Raw genomic sequence first — 1687 nt, 5'->3', positions numbered from 1 at the left:
GTTATGGGGTACATGGGTGAAGGTAAACATCCGGACTGCCTTCACCTCAGGATTTTGCCTTCACCATGTCTCGTCCTGATTTTGGTTGACTGTGTATTAAAAAAATCCTGTTATAGGTTGTCTATAAATGTAAAAAAACAGACAATCCTTTCTTAATCCTAAAATAAGTTACCTTATCCTGTTTCACTACAGGACAGGGGGCTTTTCACAGCCAAACTCATCGGCCGGGGAGCGCCCAAGCGGCAAGGGGCAGGGCCACCTGTCCCGACGAGCGTTTCCGGTCTCTGTTCTATTTTGTTGCAAATATATCAGTTTAATCCTGTTCATAAAAGAATAGCTTGTTTACGTTTATAAATAGTTTTCCATTTTCTTTTTAAAGGCCCCTTCTTCGCATGCGCCTCTTCAGGTGTCAACATTTCCACACTACTGTGAGGGCGCCGGGTGTTATAAATATCGATCACTTTCCTCACTATATCCCGAGCCTGGCCGAGCGTTGTTATCATTTCTTTATTCAACCATTCTTCTTTTAATATTCCATTGACACGTTCAGCTATTGCATTCTCTCTGGGATCTCCGTTTTCTGTCATACTTATACGACATTTAATGCCTTGTAAAATTGAGATATAATCTTTGCTACAATATTGTACTCCTCTATCCGAATGATGGATCAGATCGCTTCCCGGGGGAAGTGTTTCCAAGGCCATATTCAACGCTTTTATCGGACCGGACATCTCCAGGGAATCCTCCAGGGCCCAACCGACAATCTTACGGGAGTATGCATCTGTGAGCAAACTCAAATAATAGAATCTCCCTTCGACATTGCGGACATAAGTGATATCAGCTACATATAACTGATTGGCTGATAGCGGATCATAATCTTTTATCAGATTTGGATACTTATGAAAACGGTTCCATGACAGAGTTGTTACCGGCCGATAAACCCTGGAATGTCTGATCAACAAACCATTGTCGCGTAGCAAGTCAAAAAACTTATCGCGCCCTATATCCAAATCAGGATGTATCTTGGTTTTTAGGATATGATACAACTTACGACCACCTAAAACCGGTTGGTCCTGACGCAGGCTGTTTACCATTTTAAGGATTATTTCCTCACACAACAATTCCGATTGTAACTGTTTTTCTCTCTTATAATAGGCTTGCTTGCTATACCCAAACAACGAACAACAATCAGGGATACTTATTTCCGGCTGATTGTCATGAAGCCTTTTCACTGCTTGGTGCCAGAGTTTTTTCGGATATCGATGTTATAGTGTTCATTGGCTAGTTCTATTAGGATTTCCATCGCACGGCGATGAGCTTGCTCATGCTTCAGTTCCTTCTCTTTATCCTTTAACTCCAACTCTTTTTGTTTGAGGGCGCGTTCCAGTTCTTTGATCCGTTTGGAAAGATCCGATTCGTTTTCTGTCATTTTTATTGATCGCTTTTTGAGTTTCAGTGGTTTTATTGACACTGATGATTGTCTTTTTGCCTCAAATTTACGAATCCAATGCGATATTACCGTAGGGTCGCTTATGGAATATTTAAAGGCGATCTCTTTACGGCTTACTCCTAAGCGATATTCACCTATAGCTGCTAGGCGAATCTCCAAAGGATAAGGTTCACCCTTGCGACGAGTCAATGACTTCTCTTTTTTCATCTTTGTTGACTTTCATAAAAGTCAACAAAG

2 protein-coding genes are annotated in these 1687 nt (G+C 41.4%); both read right to left on the bottom strand.

The features are described 5' to 3' along the window. Positions 1-323: 323 nt before the first annotated feature. Positions 324-1232: an IS3 family transposase gene (locus AB5Z01_RS13680; protein ID WP_005640131.1), complete on the bottom strand. Its 909-nt coding sequence runs from the start codon at positions 1230-1232 to the stop codon at positions 324-326. Then, a complete protein-coding gene (locus AB5Z01_RS13675) occupies positions 1229-1657 on the bottom strand; it encodes a hypothetical protein (RefSeq protein WP_005640132.1) in 429 nt (142 codons plus the stop codon). Before AB5Z01_RS13675 ends, AB5Z01_RS13680 begins: the two co-directional genes overlap by 4 nt. Positions 1658-1687 lie beyond the last annotated feature (30 nt).

The organism is Ruminococcus sp. RTP21359st1_H3_RTP21359_211015 (assembly GCF_040909065.1).
GTDB lineage: Bacteria > Bacillota > Clostridia > Oscillospirales > Ruminococcaceae > Hominimerdicola > Hominimerdicola aceti.
The sequence above is the reverse complement of the archived record's forward strand: the minus strand, read 5'-3'. Positions and strand labels throughout refer to the sequence as shown.

Coding starts and splice junctions, on each gene's coding strand:
- AB5Z01_RS13675 (WP_005640132.1), bottom strand. CDS start 1,657: ATGAAAAAAGAGAAGTCATTGACTCGTCGCAAGGGTGAACCTTATCCT.